A 25,553-nucleotide genomic window follows, 5' to 3' on the forward strand; every position below is an offset into this window, starting at 1 on the left:
GCAGCGCTCCAAAAGAAAAAGCCCCCGCAGGTGCGAGGGCTTTTCCAAATCATGCAGGTCTGTTTACAGACCGGTCGAGACGTCGATCGTGTTGCCTTCTTCCAGCGTCACGTAAGCCTTCTTGACGTCCTTACGGGTGCCGAGGTTGCCGCGGAAGCGCTTGACCTTGCCCTTGGTGATCGTGGTGTTGACCGCTTTCACCTTCACGTCAAACAGCGCCTCAACGGCTTGCTTGATCATCGGCTTGTTGGCGTCGATGGCCACTTCGAACACAACTGCGTTGGCCTCTGAGGCCATGGTTGCTTTCTCGGTGATGATCGGCTTGCGGATCACGTCGTAGTGTTCTGCTTTCGCGCTCATTTCAGACGAGCCTCCAATGCTTCGACACCGGCTTTGGTCAGGACAAGCGTGTCCGACTTCAGGATGTCATAGACGTTCGCGCCCTGGCTGGGCAGAACGTTTACGGTTTCGATGTTGCGCGAGGCCTGCAGGAATTCTGCGGGCACTTCGGCGCCGTCGATGATCAGGGCACGCTTCCAGCCGCGTTCGCCAAGGGTCTTGGCAAGAGCGGATGTTTTCGCGTCCTTCATCTCGATGCTGTCGATCACAACCAGCTCACCCGCTGCTTGCTTGGCGGACAGCGCGTGGCGCAGACCCAGCTTGCGGAACTTTTTGGTCAGGTCGTGGGCGTGGCTGCGGGGCGTTGGGCCCTTGTAGGTACCACCACCACGGAAGATCGGCGCACCGCGAGAGCCGTGACGTGCGCCACCGGTGCCCTTTTGGCGGTAGATCTTCTTGGTCGAGAATTTGACCTCGGACCGGCCCAGCACGTCGTGTGTGCCTGCCATGGCCTTGTTGCGCTGCCAGCGGACAACGCGGTGCAGGATGTCTGCGCGCGGCTCGAGGCCGAAAATCGCGTCATCCAGATCGACGGAACCGGCTTTCTTGCCGTCCAGCTTGATTGCATCAGCCTTCATTTTTGTCACCCTCATCTGCGGCGTCTTCTGCCGGGGCTTCGTTTGCGGCTTCGGCTTCAGCAGCTTCCAGTGCGGCCTGTTCTGCTTCGGCTGCGGCCTTTGCGGCGGCTTCCTCTTCAGCGGCGGCAGCGGCTGCGGCTTCAGCGGCCAGACGCTCTGCCTCTTCCTTCATGGACTTCAGGCCAGCGGGGTAGATCACGTTTTCCGGCGTCGGCTTTTTCACCGCGTCCTTGATTGTGACCCAGCCACCCTTGGAGCCGGGAACAGCGCCCTTGACCATGATGACACCACGGTCAGCGTCGGTCTTAACGACCTGCAGGTTCTGGGTGGTGACTTTCGCCGCACCCATGTGACCGGCCATCTTCTTGCCTTTGAAGACGCGGCCCGGATCCTGACACTGACCCGTCGAGCCGTGCGAACGGTGGCTGATCGAGACACCGTGTGTCGCGCGCAGACCGCCGAAGTTGTGACGCTTCATCGCACCGGCGAAACCTTTACCGATCGAGGTGCCGGAAACGTCAACGAACTGGCCCTCAAAGTAGTGGTTTGCGGTGATTTCTTCGCCGACGTTGATCATGTTCTCTTCGGCCACGCGGAACTCTGCGACTTTGCGCTTGGGTTCCACCTTGGCGGCCGCGAAGTGACCTTTCATCGCCTTGCTGACGCGGCGAGCCTTGGCGGCACCGGCGCCGAGCTGAACAGCTGTATAGCCATCCTTTTCAGCGGTACGCTGGCTGACAACCTGCAGCTTTTCCAGTGCCAGAACGGTCACTGGGATCTGCTTGCCGTCTTCCATGAAAAGCCGGGTCATGCCGACTTTCTTTGCGATCAATCCTGTACGGAGCATTTGAAACCCTCCTTACACGCTGATCTGCACGTCCACGCCAGCGGCGAGGTCGAGCTTCATCAGGGCATCCACGGTCTGCGGTGTGGGATCGACGATGTCCAGCAGACGCTTGTGCGTGCGGATCTCGAACTGGTCGCGCGACTTCTTGTCGATGTGCGGACCGCGCAGAACGGTGAACTTTTCGATTTTGTTGGGCAGTGGGATCGGACCACGGACGCTGGCGCCGGTGCGCTTAGCGGTGGAGACGATTTCCTGCGTGGAGGCGTCAAGGACGCGGTAGTCAAACGCCTTGAGGCGAATGCGGATGTTCTGGCTGGCTGCCATGTCATCACCCTTTCAAACAGGGCCTTAACGGATTGGACGAGGCCGGCTCATCCGACCCCCTCATCGCGTCTTTTGGTCCAACGGATAAGGGGCGCGGCAAGGCGCACCCCTGTTGGATGTGGGGCGTATAGGGGGAGTCGGGGGGATGGGGCAAGAGGAAATTGGCAGGAATTGCACTCGTTTTCGCAACGGGCGACATACTTGCTTGCTGGGAATCGAAGTGCAAGCATATTGATTTTGGAACGTTTGCCAGCTATGCTTGCATCAATTACCTTATGCAAGCATGGAGTTGTAGTATTGGATCATCATTCAAAGGGTGGCAAAGCCCGTGCGGATAAGCTCTCACCAGAAGACCGAAGCAGGATCGCAAAGCGTGCTGCAACAGCCCGATGGAACAAGGACGTCCCGGAAGCATTGTACGGGTCACCGGACAAACCACTAAACGTTGGTGGAAAAGAAATTCAGTGTTTCGTACTGGAAGATGAGACTCGGGTTCTTTCCCAAGCAACTTTCTTGGAGGCGCTTGGCCGACATCGCAAAGCAAATGTAAGGAACGAGGGTGGCGATGATAGGCTTCCAGCGATCCTGCAAGGAAAATCGATTAATCCCTTTATTACACAAGAACTGATTGATCAAAGCCAACCAGTACGGTTCCAGATGGCTACAGGAGGCATCGCGAGCGGATACAGAGCAGAGATTCTACCGATGATCTGCGAGGTATACCTTAAAGCGCGAGATGCTGGCGTCTTACCTGCAAACCAAAAACATGTTGCAGCGCAAGCAGAGATATTGATGCGCGCACTCGCTCACGTTGGGATTATTGCGTTAGTCGATGAGGCCACAGGTTTTCAGGATGTTAGGGCACGAAATGCGCTCAATGAAATCTTGGAGCAATTCATTGCAGAGGAGCTCCGCAAGTGGGCGAAGACTTTCCCGGACGAATTTTATCGACAGATGTTTCGGCTGCGAGATTGGGAATGGAAGCCACAATCAGTCAGGAAACGCCCCGGCGTTGTCGGCAAATACACCAATGATTTAGTGTATGAGCGACTAGCACCAGGGGTTCTGAATGAACTAAGAAGCAAAAACCCGAGACAGCCATCTGGGGGACGAAAACATAAGCATTTTCAATGGCTAACTAAAGACGTTGGCGATCCCGCGTTAAGAGAACATCTTGCATCATTAATTGCGTTGATGAGGGCCTCGTCTGACTGGGCACAATTCAAATTACTTGTTGATCGCGCGTTGCCAAGGTTCGGAAGCACAATTGAGATGCCTTTGGACGACTGAATTCAAAAAAAGGCCGCCGGATCACTCCGGCGGCCTTCTCTATTCTCAACCGGGTGCTGCCGCCCTGCTCTCATGGATTGCAGGCAATCCACTGCCACAGGGCGTCACACTGGTGTGCGCCTGCGTCGGCGAAGATTACTCTGTAATCTTCGAGACGACGCCCGCGCCCACGGTACGACCACCTTCGCGGATGGCGAAGCGCAGGCCTTCTTCCATCGCGATCGGCGCGATCAGCTCAACGTTGAACTTCAGGTTGTCGCCCGGCATCACCATTTCGGTGCCAGAAGGCAGCTCAACCGTGCCGGTCACGTCCGTTGTACGGAAGTAGAACTGCGGGCGGTAGTTGGCGAAGAACGGCGTGTGACGGCCACCTTCGTCCTTGGTCAGGATGTAGGCCTCGGCCTCGAACTTGGTGTGCGGCTTCACCGAACCCGGCTTACACAGCACCTGGCCACGCTCAACACCGTCACGGTCAACACCGCGCAAGAGCGCACCAATGTTGTCGCCAGCTTCACCGGAATCCAGCAGCTTGCGGAACATCTCAACACCGGTACAGGTGGTCTTGGAGGTGTCCTTGATGCCCACGATCTCGATCTCGTCGCCGACGTTGATCACGCCACGCTCAACACGACCGGTCACAACCGTACCACGGCCAGAGATCGAGAACACGTCCTCGATCGGCATCAGGAACGGCAGGTCAACCGCACGTGCAGGGGTCGGGATGTATTCGTCGACAGCGGCCATCAGGGCAACGATGCTGTCTTTGCCGATGTTGTCATCACGCTCTTCCATCGCGGCCAGGGCCGAGCCAGGGATCACAGGAATGTCGTCGCCGGGGTACTCGTAAGAGGACAGAAGCTCGCGGATTTCCATTTCCACCAGTTCCAGCAGCTCTTCGTCGTCCACCTGGTCAACTTTGTTCATGTAAACAACCATGTAGGGGATGCCCACCTGACGACCGAGCAGGATATGCTCGCGCGTTTGTGGCATCGGGCCGTCGGCTGCGTTCACCACCAGGATCGCGCCGTCCATCTGGGCGGCACCGGTGATCATGTTCTTGACGTAGTCGGCGTGGCCGGGGCAGTCGACGTGCGCGTAGTGACGCGCTTCGGTCTCATACTCAACGTGCGCGGTCGAGATGGTGATGCCGCGGGCCTTCTCTTCGGGCGCGCCGTCGATCTGGTCATAGGCCTGGAAGTCGCCAAAGTACTTCGTGATCGCCGCCGTCAGCGTCGTCTTGCCGTGGTCAACGTGACCAATGGTCCCGATGTTCACGTGCGGTTTATTCCGTTCAAACTTTGCCTTTGCCATGGTGTGGCTCCTTGGATTTGATGTGTGCGGTGCGTGCAATCACGCACCCTACGGGGTGGTGGGTAGGGCGGGGTTTACCCCGCCGCACCGATTAAGCGTATTTGGCCTGAATCTCTTCGGAGATGTTGTTTGGCACCGGATCGTAGTGGTCGAACTGCATCGTGAACTGCGCGCGGCCCGAAGACATGGAACGCAGTGTGTTGATGTAGCCGAACATGTTCGCCAGCGGCACCATCGCGTCGATGGCGATGGCGTTACCACGGGTATCCTGCCCCTGCACCATGCCGCGGCGAGATGTCAGGTCACCGATGATACCACCGGTGTATTCCTCGGGCGTGATAACCTCGACCTTCATGATCGGCTCGAGCAGTTTCGCGCCAGCCTTGCGCATGCCTTCACGCATACACATACGGGCCGCGATTTCGAACGCCATGATGGAGGAGTCAACATCGTGGAATTTACCGTCGATCAAAGCCACCTTGAAGTCGATCACAGGGAAGCCGGCCAGCGGGCCGTTATCCATGACAGACAGGATGCCTTTTTCAACGCCCGGGATGTATTCCTTGGGCACGGAACCACCAACGATGCGGCTTTCGAAGGAATAACCTTCGCCCGGCTCTGTTGGCGTGATGATCATCTTCACCTCAGCGAACTGACCAGACCCACCCGACTGTTTCTTGTGGGTGTAGGTGTGTTCAACTTCGTGACCGATGGTCTCGCGGTAGGCCACCTGCGGTGCACCGATGTTGGCCTCGACCTTGAATTCACGCTTCATGCGGTCGACGAGGATGTCGAGGTGCAATTCGCCCATACCCTTCATGATGGTCTGGCCTGATTCCAGGTCAGTTTCCACGCGGAAGGACGGATCTTCGGCCGAGAGACGCTGGAGCGCGATGCCCATCTTCTCTTGGTCGCCTTTTGTCTTTGGCTCAACGGCGATCTCGATCACGGGATCGGGGAACGTCATTGTTTCGAGGACAACAGGATCCTGCGGGTCACACAGCGTGTCACCGGTTGTTGTGTTCTTCAGACCACCCAGCGCGATGATGTCACCAGCGAATGCTTCGTTGATTTCTTCACGGTCGTTGGAGTGCATCATCATCATCCGGCCAACACGCTCTTTACCACCTTTGGTGGAGTTCAGCAGGTTGTCGCCCTTGGAGAGCGTACCGGAATAGATCCGTGTGAAGGTCAGCGAGCCAACAAACGGGTCGTTCATGATTTTGAACGCAAGGCCAGAGAACGCCATCTCATCGTCGGCACGACGTGGGATGTCACGGACTTCGTCTTCGTCGCCGGGCTTAAAGCCCATGTAGTCCACAACGTCGAGCGGGCTTGGCAGGTAGTCGACAACAGCGTTCAGCAGTGGCTGCACGCCTTTGTTCTTGAACGCAGAACCGCCCAGAACCGGCACGAAGGCCATCGACAGACATGCTTTGCGGATCAGCGCGCGCAGTGTTGGAACGTCAGGCTCGTTGCCTTCGAGGTATTCCATCATCGCGTCGTCGTCCTGCTCGACCGCAGCTTCGACCAGCTTGTTGCGCCATTCGTCGGCCTGATCCTTCAGGCTGTCGCGAATGGGAGCTTTGATCCAGGACGCGCCCAGGTCTTCACCCTGCCACAGCCATTCTTCCATGGTGACCAGGTCAACAAGGCCTTCCAGCTCTGTCTCTGCACCGATGGGGAATGCGACGGGGATCGCGCGTGCGCCTGTGCGGTCTTCGACCATGGCAACACACTTGAAGAAGTCAGCGCCGATTTTGTCCATCTTGTTGACGAACACCATGCGCGGCACCTTGTAGCGGTCAGCCTGACGCCACACGGTTTCTGTCTGAGGCTCAACACCTGCGTTTGCGTCAAGCACGCAAACAGCGCCGTCGAGGACGGCCAGCGAACGCTCAACTTCGATGGTGAAGTCGACGTGGCCGGGGGTGTCGATGATGTTCAGGCGGTGCTTTTCGGAATCTGGCGTTGTGCCGTCTTCTGTCCGCTCCCAGAACGTGGTGGTCGCAGCCGAAGTAATGGTGATACCCCGCTCCTGCTCTTGCTCCATCCAGTCCATGGTGGCCGCACCATCGTGCACTTCGCCGATGTTATGCTCTTTACCTGTGTAATACAGGATGCGCTCGGAACATGTGGTCTTACCGGCGTCGATGTGCGCCATGATGCCAAAGTTGCGATAAAGTTCGAGTGGATACTCGCGTGCCATATCAGTTGTTCCCTTTTACCAGCGGTAATGGCTGAACGCTTTGTTCGCGTCGGCCATCTTGTGGGTGTCTTCACGCTTTTTCACAGCGGTGCCTCGGCCGTTGACTGCATCCAGCAGCTCACCGGCAAGGCGTTCTTCCATCGTGTTTTCGTTGCGCGACTTGGCGGCTTTGATCAGCCAGCGGATGGCCAGCGCCTCGCGGCGTTCGGGCCGCACGTCAACGGGCACCTGATAGGTGGCACCACCGACGCGGCGCGAGCGCACTTCGACGGAAGGTTTGATGTTGTCCAGCGCCTCGTGGAAGACTTCCACAGGTGCCTTTTTCAGCTTGTCTTCAACGCGGTCAAAAGCGTTGTAGACGATGCGTTCAGCGACGGCTTTCTTGCCGTCGATCATCAGGTTGTTCATGAACTTGGTCAGAACGATATCGCCAAACTTTGCGTCTGGCAGAACTTCGCGTTTTTCAGCGGCGTGACGACGTGACATGTGTCGGTCTCTCTCTTGTTTCGGGCGGTGGTGGGCAGATTGCCCACCCTACGGTGGCGTGTAGGGTGGGCAATCTGCCCACCACGCGGCTTACTTCGGACGCTTGGCGCCGTACTTGGAGCGGCGCTGCTTACGGTCTTTGACGCCTTGGGTATCCAGAACACCACGCAGGATGTGGTAGCGGACACCGGGAAGGTCTTTCACACGGCCGCCACGGATCAGGACAACAGAGTGTTCCTGCAGGTTGTGGCTTTCACCGGGGATGTAGGAAATCACCTCGTAGCCGTTGGTCAGGCGCACTTTGGCGACCTTACGCATGGCCGAGTTCGGCTTTTTCGGTGTGGTTGTGTAAACACGTGTGCAGACGCCGCGTTTCTGCGGGCAGCCTTCCATGTGCTGTGACTTGGAGCGTGTAACTTTTGGCTGGCGCGGTTTGCGGATCAGCTGCTGAATCGTTGGCATCGTTTGATGTTCCCATCTCTTCACGTATGCGCCCGAATTGGACGCGGGGGTTTCAAAAATGCCCTGCGAGACCCGCAAAGCACAAAAATTCCGCAGTCGAACCCTTACCGGAGGTTCGGTGCGGTTGGGTATCCAGAGGAACAAACCAGCATTAGGTCGGTTCTTGGCCACTTCAACTTTGATTTCGGGCGTCTGGCAGGTGCCACAGGCCCGGATGAGCGGCGTATAGAAGGAGTCGCCAACCCTGTCAACAGCGCCCCCGGCCCCTAGCGCAGCCGCCCGATTTGCTGTGGCGCGGGGCGTTTCAGCCGCGCTTCGCGGTAGAGCGTAAAGAGCCCGGTTGCCACAACAATCAAGGCCCCCAGAAGCGTGACCGCATCGGGGAAATCGCCGAAGACCACAAAGCCGAGGATCAGCGCCACAAGCAAGCTGGTATAGCGGAACGGCGCGATAAAGCTGATTTCGCCCACGCGCATGGTTTGCACAGAAAAGACATAGCCGCAGACAAGGCAAAGCATCGCACAGACCAAAAGCCCCAGGGACTGGCCTGTGACCGGGGCCCAGTCCACAAGCGTTGATCCAAGGCCGGAAAACAGCGTCACACCTATTGCGGCCAGCAGCGCCACCATCACCGATGGCACATCGGGTGACAGCCGCCGGACGGACAGATCGCGCACCGTCACAAAGGCTACGGCCCCCAGCGCATAGACCGACGCGGTGGTGAACCCCGCCGCCCCCGGCTGAATGATCAGCAGCACACCGGCAAAGCCTGCAAGGATCGCCAGCATCCGCCGCCAGCCAATCGCCTCGCGGAATACCAAGGCCCCGGCCAGTGTGACGGTCAGGGGCAGCGCCTGCAGGATCGCAGAGAGGTTTGCCAGCGGCATGGTGCGCAGGGCAGACAGGAAGAACACGGTGCTGATCAGTTCCGACAGGCTGCGCAGCACGATCAGCGCCCAGTCTTTGCGGGCGAAGTTCCACCGAAGTTGCCCCAGCATCCGGCAGAGGATGATCAGGCAGGCGGTAATGCCCAGTCCGCGCAGGAACGTGGCCTGAAACACCGGAATGTCGACAAGCACGGCCTTCATAAAGACGTCATTGATGACAAAGGCTGTCATCGACGCCGCCATCAGAGCCGCACCGCGCATGTTGTCAGAGAGTGCCATAACAGCGGCGTATCAGCCCGCCCCACCCTGCGCCAGCATGATCATTCCGCCGGGTGCAACACTTTGTCGTCGCGGATATCGCCAAAGCGAACCATCCGGCCCTGATCTTCGTCCCAGAGTTTCCACTGGATGCATTTCAGCGCCTCCCACGCGCCCAGACGGGTCGGCGTCAGATGCGGCGACAGGGCGACGTGGCAGTGTTTCAACCGGTAGGCAGGCACCATCGGGTTCAGGTGGTGGATGTCGTGATAGGCAAAGTTGAAGGTCATGAAGTCAAAGACCGGCCCCAGATCCAGCACCGAGGCGCCTTTCAGGCAGCCTTCTTCAAAGTCATAGTCGGGGGCCGAGGACCAATAGGTCTCTTCATGGTTATGGCCGACATAGACCATGAACACGCCCAGACAGGCGGTGATCACGGCGGCGATCAGGAAGAATTTGAAGGCGACAGGGCCGCCAATCAGGTAGACGCTGGCCCACAGTGCTGCCATCAGCGCGTTTTGCATCGCGACGTCGGCCAACCCGGTTTTCAGCGCGTTCTTAGGGAACCGGTAGCGGATGAAGATGATGAAAAGCGGCCCGATCACAAAGATCACCGGGGCCGAGCGGTAGATACGGTAGTAGACCTTTTGCCAGAACCCGGCGGCTTTGTATTGCGCCACGGTCCAGGTCAGCACCTCGTGCGCCTCCATCCGGTCGAGGTTGCCGATATGGGCGTGGTGCTGGTTGTGGTTGTAGCGCATGGCGTGAAAGGCGTTGTTGGTAAAGGCCCCAAGCAGCACGCCGCTGATCCGGTTCACCCGTCGGGACGTGAAATAGCTGTTGTGGCCGTTGTCATGCTGGATCCCAAAAAGCCGGATTGAGGCCCCAGTGAACATCAACACAGCCACGGCCATCACAACCAGATTACCATAGAACATGGTGCCCAGCGTGATCGAGATCACATAAAGGGCAAGCGACACGACCAGATGAAACACCCCGCGCAGGTCATCGGGCGACGCATAGGCCTGCGTCATCTTACGAATATTCATTGCTTCCCCATAAGCAAAATCGAACATGCGCCGCAAATGCGTGCGGCAGTGCGCAGACGCTAGGGGAAAGGCGGGTGCCGATCAAGTTCGGCACGGAATGCGCTAGAAATTCAGTGCAATTTCGGCACTGAGGCGGGTCTCGCCTGTTTCGTTCTGACGAACCGCCGCCTGCAGGTCGATGGCGCGAGTGATCGGCTGGCGCAGGCCCAGCGTCAGGTCAGACGCGCCGTCTTGCGCTGCGCGATAGACGCCTGTGAGCGTCGTGCCGCCGTCCCAAGTGTAGCTGGCTGAAACCTCTGCCATGCGGGGCAGACCATTGGCGGCGGGGTTGAAAAGGCCGAGACCCAAGGAATAGTAGCCAACCTTCGCGGTTGCTTGGGCCTTGGTGTTCCAGGTGATCGCATCGTTTTCGGCCACAGCCTCTGCCGCGAGGGCGTAGGTGAATTCACCGCGGTGTTGGGTAAAACCAAAACCGGCAATCGTCACGTCCTGATTTGGAAAACCGTGGGAGGACGCGTAGGCACGGCCTGTTCCAAAGTTATGGGCGACGGATGCGCCGTAAGGCAGGAAGTCGGGTTCGAACATCGTGCCATAGGTGGCCCGGCTGCGGCTGCGGCCAATGTCGTCGAGCGCCGCGCGGGGCATCATAGCGGTCAGCGCTGACGGCGCGACTAGATCGTAGGCGGGTCGGGGAAAACCCACCCGAAAGGTCGCATCCCCTGCCCTGTAAGACAGGTTGGCATAGGTTTCATGCAGCCGCCCCACAACACCAAAGAACCCCAGTTCTGCACCCCATGCGCCATAGGTTGCGCCAAGGCTAAAATCACCAAAGGCATAGCGTGTCTGGATGTCGTTTTGGGTCAATACGCCAAGGGCCAAAGTACCGTCAGCAAACCGTTCGGAATGTGCCGCGGCGGGCAAAAGAAAACATGTCGCGCAAAGCACTTTCAGGAGGTGTCGCATGGTATGCCAAAAATTCGCAATCAATGGGACCTGCATAACGTGAAAAGTGACCGTGCAAAAATGGCTTTTGTCCTGCCCCACGAAAAAGGCCCCCGGACGCGATGTCCGGGGGCCTTTTTGAAGTCTTGGTGAAAGCTGCGGCTTATTCGTCGCGGCTTTCAGGTGTGTCGACGACCATTGTGTCGAACTCGTCACCGCCAACCACATCGTTCGCCATCTCGTCGGCAGACGGAGCGGCAAGGGCTGCGGCCTGTTCGGCCTCTTCCCGGCGCGCCTCGATCACCACGTTGTCGCGGCTGGCCGCGATCTTGCGTACGTTGCTGGTCGCACCACCGGTCCCGGCGGGGATCAGACGGCCCACGATCACGTTCTCTTTCAGACCAACCAGTTTGTCCCGCTTGCCCTGCACCGATGCTTCGGTCAGGACACGCGTGGTTTCCTGGAACGACGCGGCAGAGATGAAGCTGCGGGTTTGCAGCGACGCTTTGGTGATGCCCAACAGGATCGGCTCGCCCTGTGCCGGACGGTCGCCCCGCGCAAGTGCCTTTTCGTTGGCTTCATCAAACTCGGCCTTATCGACGGTCTCGCCCTTCAGCAGAACGGTATCACCGCTGTCCTGAATCTCCCACTTCTGGAGCATCTGGCGCACGATCACCTCGATGTGCTTGTCGTTGATCTTCACGCCCTGCAGACGGTAAACGTCCTGCACTTCGTCGATCATGTAGTCTGCAAGCGCCTCGACCCCCATGACCGCAAGAATATCGTGCGGTGCTGGGTTGCCGTCCATGATGTAGTCACCCTTTTGGACAAAGTCACCTTCCGCAACCGGGATGTGCTTGCCCTTGGGCACCATGTATTCGACTTTGACGTCTGCGTCCTCGGCGCTTTCGATCGCGATGCGGCGCTTGTTCTTGTAGTCCTTGCCAAAGCGCACATAGCCGTCGATTTCCGCGATGATGGCGTGATCCTTGGGGCGACGTGCCTCAAAGAGTTCGGCCACACGCGGCAGACCACCGGTGATGTCCTTGGTCTTGGCACCTTCGCGCGGAATACGTGCAACCACGTCACCGGCGGCGATGTCTTCACCATCTTCAACAGACAGAACAGCATCAACGGACATCGCATAGCTGACAGGGTTGCCGTCGTCCTTGACCATCGGTTCGCCGTCTTTGCCAGCGATAATGATCTTGGGCGCAAGCTCGTTGCCCTTGGGTGCGGCACGCCAGTCCGACACGATGCGCTGGGTCATGCCCGTTGCATCATCGGTGTCCTCGCGCACGGCGATGCCGTTCACCAGATCGACGTATTTCACCTTACCGGCTTTCTCGGCGATGATTGGCAGCGTGAATGGATCCCATTCAAACAGCTTGTCACCACGGTGAATGTCAGCGCCTTCTTTCACAAAGACCTTGGAGCCATAGCCGACCTTGTGGTTGGCACGCTCTTCACCGTTTTCGCCCATGATCGCGATGACCATGTTCCGGCCCATGACGACCTGCTCGCCTGCGGTGTTTTCCAACAACGACGCGTTGCGGAATTCAACCTTACCGGGCTGGGACGCTTCAAGGAACGACTGCTGGCCACCCTGCGCAACACCGCCGATGTGGAATGTCCGCATCGTCAGCTGCGTGCCGGGTTCACCGATGGATTGTGCCGCGATGATGCCGACAGCCTCGCCGATGTTCACGCGCGTACCGCGCGCAAGGTCACGCCCGTAGCACATGGCGCAAACGCCATCTTCGGCTTCACAGGTCAGCGGGCTGCGGATACGCATCTTGGCGATGCCTGCCTGATCGATCAGATCGGACTTGCGTTCGTCAATCAGCTCTCCCAACTCAACCAGAACCTCGTCCGTGCCCGGCTTGAGCACGTCTTCGGCGGCCACACGGCCCAGCACACGTTCGGCCAGTGAGGCGACAACCTCACCGTCGTTGACCGCAGCCTCTGCCGTGATCGCCATCTCAGTACCGCAGTCCTGTTCGCGCACGATGCAGTCTTGTGCCACGTCCACCAGACGACGGGTCAGGTAGCCCGAGTTCGCCGTTTTCAACGCCGTATCCGACAGACCCTTACGGGCACCGTGGGTGGAGTTGAAGTATTCCAGAACGGTCAGACCTTCCTTAAAGTTCGAGATGATCGGCGTCTCGATGATCTCACCCGACGGCTTGGCCATCAGGCCGCGCATCCCGCCCAGCTGCTTCATCTGAGTGACAGAGCCACGGGCACCGGAGTGGGCCATCATGTAGACCGAGTTCGGTTCACCTTCTGCCCCATCGTCCAGCTTTGGCGTGGTCGAAATGGTGGACATCATCGCGTCGGTGACCTTGTCGTTTGACTTGGACCAGGCATCGACAACCTTGTTGTACTTTTCGCCCTGGGTAATCAGGCCGTCCATATACTGTTGTTCAAAGTCCTTCACCTGCTCGCGGGTCTCGTTCACAAGATCCCACTTGGTGTCTGGCACAACCATGTCGTCCTTGCCGAACGAGATGCCGGCTTTGAACGCTTCGCGGAAGCCCATGGTCATGATCTGGTCACAGAAGATGACAGATTCCTTCTGACCGCAGTAACGGTAGACGGTGTCGATGACCTGCTGCACTTCTTTCTTGCGCAGCAGACGGTTCACAAGGCTGAACGGCGCTTTGGTGTTGAGCGGCAGAAGCGCACCAAGGCGCAGGCGGCCCGGTGTGGTTTCAAACCGGGTCATCACCTCGTTGCCCTCTTCGTCGATCTGCACCATGCGCGCGTTGATCTTGGCGTGCAGGTGGACCTCGCCCGCGTTCAACGCGTGCTCGACCTCTTCGATGTTGGCAAAGCTCATGCCTTCACCCTTCATGCCTTCGCGCATGATGGTGGTGTAGTAGAGACCCAGGATCATATCCTGCGACGGCACGATGATCGGGCTGCCGTTTGCGGGCGACAGCACGTTGTTGGTGGACATCATCAGCACGCGGGCCTCTAGCTGGGCTTCCAGCGAAAGTGGCACGTGAACAGCCATTTGGTCGCCGTCAAAGTCAGCGTTAAAGGCCGAACACACCAGTGGGTGCAGCTGGATCGCTTTACCTTCGATCAGCACGGGTTCAAACGCCTGAATGCCCAAACGGTGCAGCGTGGGCGCACGGTTCAGCATGACAGGGTGTTCACGGATCACCTCGTCGAGGATATCCCAGACCTCGGGGCGTTCCTTTTCCACCAGCTTCTTGGCTTGCTTGACGGTGGAAGACAGGCCTTTGGCTTCAAGACGCGAGTAGATGAACGGCTTGAACAGTTCGAGCGCCATCTTCTTGGGCAGACCGCACTGATGCAGTTTCAGTTCCGGGCCGGTCACGATGACCGAACGACCGGAGAAGTCGACGCGCTTGCCCAGAAGGTTCTGACGGAAGCGGCCCTGCTTGCCTTTCAGCATATCGGACAGCGATTTCAGCGGACGCTTGTTGGCACCGGTGATCACGCGGCCACGGCGGCCGTTGTCGAACAGAGCGTCCACAGATTCCTGCAGCATCCGCTTTTCGTTGCGGACGATGATGTCAGGTGCGCGCAGTTCGATCAGACGCTTCAGACGGTTGTTGCGGTTGATCACACGACGATAAAGGTCGTTGAGGTCGGACGTCGCAAAGCGGCCACCATCGAGCGGCACCAGCGGGCGCAGCTCTGGCGGGATCACGGGCACGACGGTCATGACCATCCATTCCGGGCGGTTGCCGGATTCGATGAAATTCTCGACGATTTTCAGACGCTTGATGATCTTCTTGGGCTTCAGTTCGCCTGTCGCCTCTTTCAGATCAGCGCGCAGCTGTTCCGCTTCGGATTCCAGGTCGATCTGGGACAGCATTTCGCGGATCGCTTCGGCACCGATGTTGGCGGTGAAGGCGTCCATGCCATAGGTGTCTTGCGCGTCGAGGAATTCCTCTTCGCTCATCAACTGGCCGTAGGTCAGGTCGGTCAGGCCGGGTTCGATCACGACGTAGTTTTCGAAATACAGGATGCGTTCCAGATCGCGCAACGTCATGTCCAGCATCAGGCCGATACGCGATGGCAGCGACTTGAGGAACCAGATGTGAGCGACAGGTGCGGCCAGCTCGATGTGGCCCATACGCTCGCGACGGACCTTTTGCAGCGTGACTTCCACGCCGCATTTCTCGCAGACAACGCCGCGATACTTCATGCGCTTATATTTGCCGCAGAGGCATTCGTAGTCCTTGATCGGGCCAAAGATGCGTGCGCAGAACAGGCCGTCACGCTCTGGCTTGAACGTGCGGTAGTTGATGGTCTCGGGCTTTTTGATCTCACCAAAGGACCACGACAGGATCCGTTCGGGAGAGGCCAGCGAGACCTTGATTTCGTCAAACGTTTTTGCCGGGGTGAGCGGGTTAAACGGGTTGTTTGTCAGTTCCTGGTTCATCTTCAATTCCTTGAATTGGGGTGCATTGGGTGGAGGTGCCGCAATCTTTGAAAGATTGCGGCCCGGAAACTTTGAAAGTTTCCGTTACTCGCCATCCTCCGCATCCAGGAGTTCCATGTTGAGGCCGAGGCCCCGGACTTCTTTCACGAGCACGTTGAACGATTCAGGCACACCGGCCTCGAAATTGTCCTCGCCCTTGACGATCGACTCATAGACCTTGGTCCGGCCTGCCACATCGTCCGACTTGACCGTGAGCATTTCCTGCAAGGTGTAAGCCGCGCCGTAGGCTTCCAGTGCCCAGACTTCCATTTCCCCGAAACGCTGGCCGCCGAACTGGGCTTTACCACCCAGAGGCTGCTGCGTGACAAGGCTGTAAGGCCCGGTGGAACGCGCGTGGATCTTGTCATCGACCAGGTGGTGCAGTTTCAGCAGGTACTTGACCCCGACCGTTACTGGACGGCTGAACTGTTCACCGGTGCGACCGTCAAACAGGATCGACTGACCAGAGGTTGAGAACCCGGCACGCACCAGCGCGTCGTTCACGTCACCCTCTTTGGCACCGTCAAAGACCGGCGTGGCAATCGGCACACCGCGTGTGACATTGCCTGCGGCTTCGACCAGATGATCCTCATCCATGCCTTCAAGGCCTTCGGAATAGACATCATCGCCGTAGGCAATCTTCATCGCTTCACGCACAGGTGTCAGATCGCCGGAGCGGCGGTATTCACCCAAGGCTTCGTCAATCTCAAGGCCCAGACCGCGCGCGGCCCAGCCCATGTGCGTTTCAAGGATTTGCCCCACGTTCATACGCGACGGCACACCCAGCGGGTTCAGACAGAAGTCAACCGGTGTACCATCCGCAAGGAACGGCATGTCTTCCATCGGCACAACCTTGGAAATGACACCCTTGTTGCCGTGACGACCGGCCATCTTGTCGCCGGGCTGCAGCTTGCGCTTCACAGCCACGAAGACCTTGACCATCTTCATCACGCCCGGGGGCAGATCATCGCCGCGGCGGACCTTTTCGACCTTGTCTTCAAAACGGGCATCCAGCGTGCGCTTTTGCGCCTCGTACTGCTCGTTCAGGGCCTCGACCACTTGTGCGTCAGCCTCGTCTTTCAGCGCCAACTGCCACCACTGGCCTTTGGACAGCTCTTCCAGCACCTCTTCGGTGATCTCAGAGTTGGCCTTGAAGCCTTTGGGGCCTTTGACAGCCGTTTTGCCAAGGATCATGCCTTTCAGACGGGCGTAGATGTTCCGGTCAAGGATCACCAATTCGTCGTCGCGGTCGCGGGCGAGGCGTTCGACCTCTTCCCGCTCGATCTGCAGCGCACGTTCGTCTTTTTCGACGCCGTGACGGTTGAAGACGCGGACCTCAACGATCGTGCCAAAGTCACCCGGCGGCAGGCGCAGGGAGGTGTCGCGCACGTCGGACGCTTTCTCACCAAAGATGGCGCGCAGCAGCTTTTCTTCTGGCGTCATTGGGCTTTCGCCTTTTGGTGTGATCTTACCAACCAGAATGTCTGCCGGGCCCACTTCGGCACCAATGTAGACGATGCCGGCTTCGTCGAGGTTGCGCAGGGCTTCCTCGCCCACGTTCGGGATGTCGCGGGTGATTTCCTCTGGCCCAAGCTTGGTGTCACGGGCGGCGACTTCAAATTCCTCGATGTGGATCGAGGTGAAGACGTCGTCGCGCACGATACGCTCGGAGATCAGGATCGAGTCTTCGTAGTTGTAGCCGTTCCACGGCATAAACGCGACGACCACGTTCTTGCCCAGCGCCAGTTCACCCATGTCGGTGCTTGGCCCATCGGCAATCACTTCGCCTTTCTGGACGGTGTCACCCACCTTCACCAGCGGACGCTGGTTGATGCAGGTGTTCTGGTTGGAACGCTGGAACTTGCGCATCCGGTAGATGTCAACGCCGGGGTCGCCGACCTCTAGATCTGCGGTGGCGCGCACAACGATACGGGACGCATCGACCTGGTCGATGATACCCGCACGTTTCGCCATGATCGCAGCACCTGAATCGCGGGCCACGACCTCTTCGATGCCGGTGCCGACAAGCGGTGCTTCGGCCTGCAGCAGTGGCACGGCCTGACGTTGCATGTTCGAGCCCATCAGCGCGCGGTTGGCGTCGTCGTTTTCAAGGAACGGGATCAGCGAGGCGGCAACAGACACCAGCTGCTTGGGCGAGACGTCGATCAGGTCAACCGTGTCGCGCGATGCCAGCGTGTAGTCGCCGTTCATCCGTGTCGACACCAGTTCGTTCTTGAACGAGCCGTTCTCATCCAAGTTCGCGTTGGCCTGCGCCACGGTGTGACGCATTTCCTCGGTCGCGGACATATAGCTGACTTCGTCAGTCACGGTGCCGTTCTCGACCTTGCGGTAGGGTGTTTCGATAAAGCCGTACTTGTTCACGCGCGCAAAGGTCGCGAGGCTGTTGATCAGACCGATGTTCGGACCTTCCGGCGTTTCAATCGGACACATCCGGCCATAGTGGGTCGGATGCACGTCGCGCACCTCAAAGCCTGCACGTTCGCGGGTCAGACCGCCCGGCCCGAGGGCCGACAGGCGACGCTTGTGCGTGACTTCGGACAGCGGGTTGGTTTGGTCCATGAACTGCGACAGCTGGCTTGAGCCGAAGAATTCACGCACAGCCGCCGCTGCGGGCTTGGCGTTGATCAGGTCCTGCGGCATCACGGTGTCGATTTCGACGCTAGACATGCGTTCCTTGATCGCGCGTTCCATCCGCAACAGGCCGACGCGGTACTGATTTTCCATCAGCTCGCCCACGGACCGCACACGACGGTTGCCGAGGTGGTCGATGTCGTCCACATCGCCTTTGCCGTCACGCAGTTCGACCAGCGCCTTGATACAGGCGACGATGTCTTCCTTGCGCAGGGTGCGCATGGTGTCTTCGGCATCCAGATCGAGACGCATGTTCATTTTGACCCGGCCAACGGCCGAGAGGTCATAGCGTTCGGAATCGAAGAACAGCGTATCAAACAGGGCCGAGGCCGCATCAACGGTGGGCGGCTCGCCCGGGCGCATGACGCGGTAAATGTCCATGAGCGCAGTTTCGCGGTTCATGTTCTTGTCGTTGGCCATCGTGTTGCGCATGTAGGCGCCGACGTTGACGTTATCGATGTCCAGCACGGGGATCGTCTTGATGCCCGCATCGACGAGTTCTTTCAGCGTGCCGCCGATCACTTCGCCGTCCTTGTCCATTTCCAGCGTCAGCTCATCACCGGCTTCGACATAGATCGCGCCGTTTTCTTCGTTGATGATGTCACGCGCGGCAAATTTGCCGACGATGCTGTCATAGGGGACCAGCAGGTCAGTGACCTTGCCTTCGTCGATCAGTTTCTTGACCGAACGCGGGGTGACTTTCTCACCTGCTTTGGCAATCACTTCACCGGTTTTGGCGTCAACCAGATCCATCGCCGGACGGGTGCCGCGTACGCGATCAGGGAAGAACTTGGTGGTCCAGGCTTTGCCCTTTTTGTCGAGCTTGTAGTCGACGGTGTCATAGTAGGCATCCATGATGCCTTCCTGGTCGAGGCCCAGCGCATAAAGCAGCGTGGTGACAGGCAACTTACGACGGCGGTCGATCCGCGCGAAAACAAGGTCCTTGGCGTCAAATTCAAAGTCGAGCCAGGAGCCACGGTATGGGATAATCCGGCAGGCGAACAACAGCTTGCCCGAAGAATGAGTCTTACCCTTGTCGTGGTCAAAGAACACGCCGGGTGAGCGGTGCATCTGGGACACGATCACACGCTCTGTGCCGTTCACGATGAACGTCCCGTTGGGCGTCATCAGGGGCATGTCGCCCATGAACACGTCTTGTTCCTTGATATCCTTGACCGATTTGGCACCGGTGTCTTCGTCCACATCAAAGACGATCAGACGTAGTGTGACCTTGAGCGGTGCGCTGTAGGTCATGTCGCGCTGCTGACATTCCTCAACATCGTACTTGGGCTTTTCCAACTCGTACTTGACGAATTCAAGCACGGCGGTTTCATTGAAGTCCTTAATCGGGAATACCGATTGGAACACACCCTTGATGCCTTCGCCGTCAAGCGGCGTGTCACTGTCGCCAGAGCGCAGGAACAGATCGTAGGATGATTTTTGAACCTCGATAAGGTTCGGCATTTCAAGGACTTCGCGAATTTTACCGTAGTATTTGCGCAGACGTTTCTGACCAAGGAAGGTTGAAGCCATAAAGCCGGGTCTCCATAATGTCGTAAACGCGCTTTGGGTGGGAACCAAAACGCGTCCGATTGCGGTAATGTCGCTTCCATCCTTGAGATGCGCCCAAACATCTCGCTCGAAACGACCAACTTACCTGTCAAAACACCGGAGTTCGGTATTTTGAAAGACAAGTGCTAAAGCATTAAGTTTTCCGTGGTTGGGCCAAGAAACGCCCAATTAAGTGAGATTCGGTCAAAGTTCAAGGGTCCGAACGGGTTTTCTGGAAAAATCAAGTCTGCACCTTTTCGGACCGTGCGGCGCCACCCTGCCAGCCCTAAACTGCGTTTAGAGTTTGATCGATTTCCTGCCACGCTGCTCGCAGCTGCGTTTGGAACGTCGTGGCGTTGTAATTGTCGTGAATCCGCTTAGAGGCATGGGCGCGCATGGCATCCAGCCGATCCGGCGATTGCGCATATTCGGCCACCGCAGCCTCAACCGCTTTGACAACGCCAAAGGTGTCGCCTTCGGTCACTTCGATGCCAGTCGTCTCATCAAAATACTCGCGCGTCCCGAGCCCGGTATAACCGACGGTGATACAGCCTGCCGCCATCGCCTCTGCTGCGGGGAAACCCAGCGCCTCGGTCCGCAAGAGCGATATGAAGATGCGCGTGTCTTTCAGCACCTCTGCCACTTCGGCGCGGGTCATGCCGTCAATCGCCACCAGATCGTAATCGCCGATCAGACCACGGCGGCGCAGGGCACGGTCGATGAAAATTGCCTCTTCCGGGCGCTTGCGCGGCATGTAAGAGATCAGCGGTTTCTTGTCCTTTTGGAACGGAAACAGCTGCAATTCGGGATTGACGGTGAAATAGGATGTGGGGCTGGCCCCGACCAGATCATAGGCATCGCGGTTCACATCGGAAATGCCCAGGAACCAGCTGACCCGTGCAACCGGATCAACGCCCGCCTCAACTGCGCGCGCATGAGACCGCAGATAGGCAAAGGGGTTCTGCGCATAGACGATCACGCGGTTGTCGGGAAAGGCCAGCAGCGCCTCGGCCGTCAGAAACTCTGGCACAACGATCACGTCGCTTGGTGCCAATTGCAGCAGTGGCAACGCCTTAGCGGGTCGGGCTTTGGGCATCAGATCGGTCAGCGCGCCCATCAGGCGGTGCCGCCGACCGGCCCAGCGGCGCGCGATCTTGTGCACCTGTGGCGTATAGCAAATGGGAATGTCGATCAGATAATCAGGATGACCTGCATCAGGCGCGTTATGCACGAGTTGCGCGTCATATCCTGCATCAATCAGGACCTTCACGGTGTTGTAGATGACGGCAACCCCGCCGGAGGCGCTGCGTGAATCGGGGCACAGAAAAAGGTATCGCACCTGTTATCCCCCCTTACATACTGCAGCAAAATGGGCAGGCGCGCAAAACGCGCCCGCCCAAAGTAGATTAGGCCAGTTCGACCTCGGCGCCAGCTGCTTCCAGCTTGCCTTTGATGTCTTCGGCTTCTGCCTTGTCGACACCTTCTTTGATCTTGCCACCGGCTTCGACCAGGTCTTTGGCTTCTTTCAGGCCGAGACCTGTGATGCCGCGGACTTCTTTGATGACGTTGATTTTCTGTGCGCCTGCGTTCTTCAGGACCACGTCAAATTCTGTCTTTTCCGCAGCAGCGTCACCGCCGCCATCAGCGGGGCCAGCCATCATCACTGCGCCGCCAGCGGCGGGCTCGATGCCATACTCGTCCTTGAGGATGGTTTTCAGTTCTTGTGCTTCGAGAAGGGTCAGACCAACAATCTCTTCCGCCAGTTTCTTCAGATCAGCCATTTGCTTTTTCCGTTTCTAAATAGTGTGTTCTAACGTCAGGGCAGATGCCCCAAGGTGTGTCAGGTGCGTTATGCAGCTTTCTCTTCGATGGTCGAAAGAACGCTCGCGATGTTGGAAGCAGGCGCGCCAATGGCCCCGGCAATGTTGGAAGCAGGTGCACCGATGCAACCCGCGATGGAAGCAATAAGCTCCTCGCGGCTTGGCATACCGGCAACTGATTTCACACCAGCAGGGTCAAGTGCCGTGTCACCCATTGCACCGCCAAGAACGACAAGCTTGTCGTTTTCCTTGGCATATGCATCGACGACCTTCGCAGCAGCGACAGGGTCTTCGGAATAGGCAAGTACGGTCATGCCGCCCAGGTATTCAGCGATGCTTTCGCATGGCTTTCCAGCAAGGGCGATCTTGGCGAGCTTGTTCTTGGCAACGCGCACAGACCCGCCCGCTTCACGCATGTTCGCGCGCAGGTCCTGCATTTCAGCAACTGTCATGCCTTCGTAGTGGGCAACCACAACGACGCCAGAGCTTTCAAAGATTTGGCCGAGTTCGTCGACCAGTTTCTCTTTCTGGGCTCTATCCACAGTTTCACTCCAAGTTTGGAGGGTTTCCCCTCCGGCTCAATTTTGCTGGGATGCGAACACCCCAACATTCACAGTCCGTGATACGGGGTGGAGCCAGGGTGAAGCCGCGGAGAACCGCAGGTGCATTCTGGTCTATCCCGTCTCAGGCAGGAATTACGGCCCTATGGGCCACCCACCGTCTTGGACGAATATGAACCGGGACGAATCAAACGCCCCAATTCAGGGGTTCGCATAATGCCTTGAGGTCAAATTGCCAAGCGTTTGCTGCATTCAGCGGACCCGGCTGACGCCCGAACCCCACACGGAACCTTCACATCCTGTCAGGCGCGCATCTCAGGCGCGCATCCGCCCTAATTCCTCAAGTTCTTTCAGAAAACGCACATAGCGCGCCTTCCCCATATCTTTGGCGCGGTAAAGTGCAACGTCCGCCTTTTGCAAGACATCGGCGGCGTCACGTGTATCGCTTGGGTAATGTGCGCTCCCCACGGAGCCGGACAATGTTACCTTGTCGCTACCAAATGTCAGTGTCACATTCAGTGCATCCACCAATTTGCGGCCGAGCCCCGTGGCATCGAGTTGCGCTGCCAGATCCGCGGGCGCATGTTGTGATGCGATCAAGAATTCGTCCCCGCCAAGTCGCGCAACAAGGTTCGAGCCGGCTGCGGCTTTTTGCAGCGCCCGGGCGACCTTAACCAGAACCTCATCCCCTGCGCCGTGCCCGTATGTGTCATTCACATGCTTGAAGCCATCCAAATCGATCAGGTAGATCGATACTTCATCTTTGTCGGGATCAAGTCCATTGAGATAGGATTTCACGGCTGACCGGTTCGCCAGCCCGGTCAGTTCATCATGTGTGGCGGCATAGAGTTGTGCGGCAAGCAGTTCGCGAAGTTCCTTTTCCCGGTGTTCGGTTTCACGGACCAGATACACAAGGATAATAACATTTCCCATCAACATGCAGCCAAGTGCCAGGGCCGAAAGCCGCAAGTCGGTGACAGAATCGATGAAAAACGGCGGAAGAACCGGATCAAATACATAAAGGCCGTAGACACCAAGAAGCATAAATATGGTGAACACGACCGTTTCTTTGCTGCCAAAAAGCAACGCGCAGATGGATGGCAAGAGGAAGACGGCCGACGCATGGAACCCCGTCAGCCCGCCACTGACACCCGTAAAAAAGAAAGTCTCTGCCCCACCAACATAAAGCGCGACCCGCGACACAGCATAGGCGTGCCAACGTCGATAGACACAGACCGACGCTGAGATGGTGAATGCTGTAACGAGGATGAAGGGAATCCAGCTTTTTTCGTTCGCTGCTTCGGACGAAAACCGTTGGACCGCCGTCATGGCCACAAAAATCACAAGGCAAGAAATGTATACGGAAAGAGCACGTTTTCGAAAACGTTCTTCTTGTGAGTTCAGACTTTGCACCGACATTCTGGCGCTCCTTCGAATCTTACTTTGCGACGGATATAGCCTCACCAACATGAGAAGGAGTTAACAAGCCAAAGACGGCCAACCGAGTTACGCCAGAGATAGAGGCCACCGTGACGGGGTGGTCCCGCATTTCCATCTGCTCTTCGATTTGTGTGGCAGAGTAGGATACCGTGCCGCTGGACCAGACAGCGTTAGCAAACCGTTAACCAATGCTGCTTAGCGTCACTGGATGGCGTTTGACACCCAATTGGCGACCATCCTTCGCCCGCGCACGGGCCGCGGTGATCTGTGGTCGCGCTGGTGTCTGCTTGTGGCCGTGATCACGGCACTCAGCTTTGCGCACCGCTATGAATGCCTGCAACACTTTGCCTATGGGACCACGTTCCATTGGCATTACAACACCGCCGAAGGACTGAACATTCTGCATGAATACCTGCGTCTGCATTGGCGAGAGGTCTTTCTGGGGGTCCGCAATGACATCCTGTTCAGCCTGATCGCGGCGCTGGCGCTGCTGCCGGCGGGGCGGATCGGGGCCATCGTGGGGATCGTGCTGCTGGCGTTCTTCTATGCTGCCAATCTGGACCATATCCGCACCAACGATGCACATATTGATCTGGCATTTCTGGGGTTGGCGTTTGATCCCACGTTCGTGGCCGGACAGACCACCCCGGCGCTGCTGCGCAAGTTTGCGCAGTTTGCAGGTCTTGGGCTGATCCTGCTGGCGCTGGTACAGTGGCCCCCGTTGCGGGGGCTGGCGCGCATTGGTGTGCCCGCTTTGGCGCTGGTGCTGGCGGTGCCGGTCACGGCGAACCTGCAGCATCCGATCTGGGTGCAATCGCACCCCATCGCGCCGATGCTGGGGGCCGCGGATGCGCCGCTGGACAGCCGTACGCTTGCGCCGGGTTCGCTGGCCAATGACAACCCGCCGCTGACCGGGTTCGCGGGGCAACACAATGTGTTGCTGGTGTTTGTCGAAGGCATCTCGCAACACACGCTAGCCAAGGCGCAGATGATCCACCTGCAAGCGATGGCGGCAGAGAACATCCAGTTTACCCAGTATTTCGGCCATCAGATGATTACCGCCAATGGGCTTTATGCCAGTCACACCGGGTTGCAGCCTTATGTGACCGGGGTCGCCATGCGTTGGTATGACATCGCGCCCGGCGCGCCGGAATCCACCATCGCCCTGCCCGGTATCTTGCGCGACGCGGGTTATCAGACCGCGTTCCTGCAGGCGGCCCCGCTGGCCTATATGAACAAAGGCGCGACGCTGCCGCATCTGGGGTATGACACCATCAAAGGCGACGCGGACTTCACCAATGCCCACAGCCGCAATGGCTGGGGTGTTGATGATCTGACGCTGGTGGAACAAACGCTGGCGCAGATCGACAGCTTTCGCCCCGATGCGCCATGGCTGACGACCATGCTGACCACAGGCACCCACAGCCCCTACAACGTGCCGAAGGCGTTTGAGCCGCAGGTGACAAACCCCCGCGTTCGCGCCGCACGCTATGCGGACGCGGCGATTGCAGCACTGATGGAGGGGTTAGAGGCACGCGGTGTGTTGGACAATACGGTGGTCATCATCACCTCGGACGAGGCGCGCGAAACGGCACCGGGGACCGCGCTGGAGGGTGAGATTTTGCGCAATTGGCTGCCGCTGATCATACGGCACCCGGACGGAGTGCAGGCCATGCATGACGACGCATTTGCGATGATTGATCTGCGCAATTTGATCCTGATGCTGACCGGGGCTTATGACGCGGATGCGGTCGCCAATCTGATGGACGCGCGCGATGTGTTCATTTTTGGCAACGTGCGGCTGGACCGCATGTTCTACTATGACCGACCGAATGAGCATTTTTTGGCCTGCAACACCGATGCCTTTGTTTGTGCCGAATATGATGGCGCGTCAGACCTGCGCGATCTGGGCGCGATGGCGTATCGCGGGACTGGGCGTTTTGCGCAGTTGCAAGCGATGGTCGCCGCATTTGAGGCGGGATCAAAGCTGTGTGACGGTGACCCGGCCACCTGCCAATGAAAAAAG

The 25,553-nt window shown here is 58.2% G+C and carries 19 protein-coding genes; 2 read left to right on the plus strand and 17 right to left on the minus strand.

The annotated features are described in order from the left end of the window. Nucleotides 1-63: 63 nt before the first annotated feature. From AB3Y40_RS14765 to rpsJ, 4 genes are read right to left on the minus strand one after another with little or no spacing between them, the layout of a single operon-like run. The gene (locus AB3Y40_RS14765) at nucleotides 64-360 is read right to left on the minus strand and encodes a 50S ribosomal protein L23 (protein WP_369439543.1); all 297 of its coding nucleotides are present in this window, start codon (nucleotides 358-360) and stop codon (nucleotides 64-66) included. After that, a complete protein-coding gene (gene rplD, locus AB3Y40_RS14770) occupies nucleotides 357-977 on the minus strand; it encodes a 50S ribosomal protein L4 (RefSeq protein ID WP_369439544.1) in 621 nt (206 codons plus the stop codon). Before rplD ends, AB3Y40_RS14765 begins: the two co-directional genes overlap by 4 nt. After that, on the minus strand, nucleotides 967-1,824 hold the full coding sequence (gene rplC, locus AB3Y40_RS14775; RefSeq protein ID WP_369439545.1) for a 50S ribosomal protein L3: 858 nt from the start codon (nucleotides 1,822-1,824) through the stop codon (nucleotides 967-969). The genes rplD and rplC overlap by 11 nt, the downstream gene beginning before the upstream one ends. Nucleotides 1,825-1,836: 12 nt before the next feature. Beyond that, nucleotides 1,837-2,148 carry a 30S ribosomal protein S10 gene (gene rpsJ / locus AB3Y40_RS14780; RefSeq protein WP_183524560.1) on the minus strand — a complete coding sequence of 104 codons (312 nt, stop codon included), beginning with the start codon at nucleotides 2,146-2,148 and terminating at the stop codon, nucleotides 1,837-1,839. A gap of 255 nt (nucleotides 2,149-2,403) precedes the next feature. On the opposite strand from rpsJ, the gene AB3Y40_RS14785 reads away from it, so the two are divergent. Next, nucleotides 2,404-3,438, plus strand: a complete 1,035-nt coding sequence (locus AB3Y40_RS14785) for a P63C domain-containing protein (RefSeq protein WP_369439546.1) — start codon at nucleotides 2,404-2,406, stop codon at nucleotides 3,436-3,438. Nucleotides 3,439-3,573: 135 nt separating this feature from the next. On the opposite strand, the gene tuf is transcribed toward AB3Y40_RS14785, so the two are convergent. The 13 genes from tuf to AB3Y40_RS14850 all read right to left on the minus strand — a co-directional run bounded on the left by tuf (nucleotide 3,574) and on the right by AB3Y40_RS14850 (nucleotide 23,506). Beyond that, entirely contained in the window at nucleotides 3,574-4,749 is a 1,176-nt protein-coding gene (gene tuf / locus AB3Y40_RS14790; protein WP_369439547.1) for an elongation factor Tu, read from the minus strand. Between the two features lie 91 nt (nucleotides 4,750-4,840). Then, nucleotides 4,841-6,958, minus strand: a complete 2,118-nt coding sequence (gene fusA / locus AB3Y40_RS14795) for an elongation factor G (RefSeq protein ID WP_369439548.1) — start codon at nucleotides 6,956-6,958, stop codon at nucleotides 4,841-4,843. Nucleotides 6,959-6,973: 15 nt separating this feature from the next. After that, entirely contained in the window at nucleotides 6,974-7,444 is a 471-nt protein-coding gene (rpsG, locus tag AB3Y40_RS14800) for a 30S ribosomal protein S7 (protein ID WP_369439549.1), read from the minus strand. 90 nt (nucleotides 7,445-7,534) lie between these two features. Further along, on the minus strand, nucleotides 7,535-7,906 hold the full coding sequence (rpsL, locus tag AB3Y40_RS14805; protein ID WP_369439550.1) for a 30S ribosomal protein S12: 372 nt from the start codon (nucleotides 7,904-7,906) through the stop codon (nucleotides 7,535-7,537). Between the two features lie 266 nt (nucleotides 7,907-8,172). Then, complete coding sequence (locus AB3Y40_RS14810) at nucleotides 8,173-9,072, minus strand: DMT family transporter (protein ID WP_369439551.1); 900 nt, start codon at nucleotides 9,070-9,072, stop codon at nucleotides 8,173-8,175. A 41-nt stretch (nucleotides 9,073-9,113) separates the two neighbouring features. After that, complete coding sequence (locus tag AB3Y40_RS14815) at nucleotides 9,114-10,100, minus strand: fatty acid desaturase family protein (protein WP_369439552.1); 987 nt, start codon at nucleotides 10,098-10,100, stop codon at nucleotides 9,114-9,116. A gap of 102 nt (nucleotides 10,101-10,202) precedes the next feature. Continuing rightward, nucleotides 10,203-11,063 carry a hypothetical protein gene (locus AB3Y40_RS14820; protein WP_369439553.1) on the minus strand — a complete coding sequence of 287 codons (861 nt, stop codon included), beginning with the start codon at nucleotides 11,061-11,063 and terminating at the stop codon, nucleotides 10,203-10,205. Nucleotides 11,064-11,205: 142 nt separating this feature from the next. Beyond that, entirely contained in the window at nucleotides 11,206-15,465 is a 4,260-nt protein-coding gene (gene rpoC, locus AB3Y40_RS14825; RefSeq protein WP_369439554.1) for a DNA-directed RNA polymerase subunit beta', read from the minus strand. Nucleotides 15,466-15,549: 84 nt separating this feature from the next. Beyond that, nucleotides 15,550-19,689 (minus strand): DNA-directed RNA polymerase subunit beta, encoded by a 4,140-nt coding sequence (rpoB, locus tag AB3Y40_RS14830; protein WP_369439555.1) that lies wholly within the window; start codon nucleotides 19,687-19,689, stop codon nucleotides 15,550-15,552. 304 nt (nucleotides 19,690-19,993) lie between these two features. Beyond that, nucleotides 19,994-21,046, minus strand: a complete 1,053-nt coding sequence (locus AB3Y40_RS14835; protein WP_369439556.1) for a glycosyltransferase family protein — start codon at nucleotides 21,044-21,046, stop codon at nucleotides 19,994-19,996. 67 nt (nucleotides 21,047-21,113) lie between these two features. Then, nucleotides 21,114-21,488: a 50S ribosomal protein L7/L12 gene (gene rplL, locus AB3Y40_RS14840; protein ID WP_369439557.1), complete on the minus strand. Its 375-nt coding sequence runs from the start codon at nucleotides 21,486-21,488 to the stop codon at nucleotides 21,114-21,116. 68 nt (nucleotides 21,489-21,556) lie between these two features. Beyond that, complete coding sequence (gene rplJ, locus AB3Y40_RS14845; protein WP_369439558.1) at nucleotides 21,557-22,069, minus strand: 50S ribosomal protein L10; 513 nt, start codon at nucleotides 22,067-22,069, stop codon at nucleotides 21,557-21,559. Between the two features lie 333 nt (nucleotides 22,070-22,402). Continuing rightward, nucleotides 22,403-23,506, minus strand: a complete 1,104-nt coding sequence (locus AB3Y40_RS14850) for a diguanylate cyclase domain-containing protein (protein ID WP_369439559.1) — start codon at nucleotides 23,504-23,506, stop codon at nucleotides 22,403-22,405. Nucleotides 23,507-23,753: 247 nt separating this feature from the next. On the opposite strand from AB3Y40_RS14850, the gene AB3Y40_RS14855 reads away from it, so the two are divergent. Then, entirely contained in the window at nucleotides 23,754-25,547 is a 1,794-nt protein-coding gene (locus AB3Y40_RS14855) for an LTA synthase family protein (protein ID WP_369439560.1), read from the plus strand. Nucleotides 25,548-25,553: the final 6 nt, after the last annotated feature.

It is taken from the genome of Yoonia sp. R2331 (assembly GCF_041103235.1).
GTDB lineage: Bacteria > Pseudomonadota > Alphaproteobacteria > Rhodobacterales > Rhodobacteraceae > CANMYO01.

Coding starts and splice junctions, on each gene's coding strand:
- AB3Y40_RS14765 (WP_369439543.1), bottom strand. CDS start 360: ATGAGCGCGAAAGCAGAACACTACGACGTGATCCGCAAGCCGATCATC.
- rplD (WP_369439544.1), bottom strand. CDS start 977: ATGAAGGCTGATGCAATCAAGCTGGACGGCAAGAAAGCCGGTTCCGTC.
- rplC (WP_369439545.1), bottom strand. CDS start 1,824: ATGCTCCGTACAGGATTGATCGCAAAGAAAGTCGGCATGACCCGGCTT.
- rpsJ (WP_183524560.1), bottom strand. CDS start 2,148: ATGGCAGCCAGCCAGAACATCCGCATTCGCCTCAAGGCGTTTGACTAC.
- AB3Y40_RS14785 (WP_369439546.1), top strand. CDS start 2,404: ATGCTTGCATCAATTACCTTATGCAAGCATGGAGTTGTAGTATTGGAT.
- tuf (WP_369439547.1), bottom strand. CDS start 4,749: ATGGCAAAGGCAAAGTTTGAACGGAATAAACCGCACGTGAACATCGGG.
- fusA (WP_369439548.1), bottom strand. CDS start 6,958: ATGGCACGCGAGTATCCACTCGAACTTTATCGCAACTTTGGCATCATG.
- rpsG (WP_369439549.1), bottom strand. CDS start 7,444: ATGTCACGTCGTCACGCCGCTGAAAAACGCGAAGTTCTGCCAGACGCA.
- rpsL (WP_369439550.1), bottom strand. CDS start 7,906: ATGCCAACGATTCAGCAGCTGATCCGCAAACCGCGCCAGCCAAAAGTT.
- AB3Y40_RS14810 (WP_369439551.1), bottom strand. CDS start 9,072: ATGGCACTCTCTGACAACATGCGCGGTGCGGCTCTGATGGCGGCGTCG.
- AB3Y40_RS14815 (WP_369439552.1), bottom strand. CDS start 10,100: ATGAATATTCGTAAGATGACGCAGGCCTATGCGTCGCCCGATGACCTG.
- AB3Y40_RS14820 (WP_369439553.1), bottom strand. CDS start 11,063: ATGCGACACCTCCTGAAAGTGCTTTGCGCGACATGTTTTCTTTTGCCC.
- rpoC (WP_369439554.1), bottom strand. CDS start 15,465: ATGAACCAGGAACTGACAAACAACCCGTTTAACCCGCTCACCCCGGCA.
- rpoB (WP_369439555.1), bottom strand. CDS start 19,689: ATGGCTTCAACCTTCCTTGGTCAGAAACGTCTGCGCAAATACTACGGT.
- rplL (WP_369439557.1), bottom strand. CDS start 21,488: ATGGCTGATCTGAAGAAACTGGCGGAAGAGATTGTTGGTCTGACCCTT.
- AB3Y40_RS14850 (WP_369439559.1), bottom strand. CDS start 23,506: ATGTCGGTGCAAAGTCTGAACTCACAAGAAGAACGTTTTCGAAAACGT.